This window comes from uncultured Microbulbifer sp., from assembly GCF_947489355.1.
Lineage (GTDB): Bacteria > Pseudomonadota > Gammaproteobacteria > Pseudomonadales > Cellvibrionaceae > Microbulbifer.
In genome coordinates this window covers 1-342 of record NZ_CANLDD010000212.1, presented here as the reverse complement: position 1 = coordinate 342, position 342 = coordinate 1, and the positions used below count along the sequence as shown (strand labels likewise).

1 protein-coding gene is annotated in these 342 nt (G+C 51.8%); it reads left to right on the top strand.

Annotated features, from left to right (window positions below):
• Positions 1-342 (top strand): hypothetical protein (locus Q1A48_RS21500; RefSeq protein WP_299948930.1); only part of this gene is annotated, 342 nt, incomplete at both ends.

Genomic DNA, 342 nt, shown 5'->3' with positions numbered 1-342 from the left:
TCTAGTAGTATCTGGTAGTCAATCCTCTCCAGTTGTCTTTAAGCCAACTGTAGAGGCCTGTGATGGTATCAGTACCAAGAGGCAGGATTGGCCAGGAATTGAGGTTGTTGCCGGGGCCACGACATCAATTGAGTATGCCGAAATACACTGCGCTGCTAAAGGGGTGCACTATAACGGGGGCGACGGCTCTGTACGCAATTCACAGTTGCTGAACAACTACACCGGTATCGATACCCGGGCTGCTTCGGCAGAAGCGGTGATTGCCCCACAGATAGCCGGTAATACAATTCGCGGTAGCCAAAACGGCATTTATGTGTATCGCAACAGTGCCCCGCAGATCAG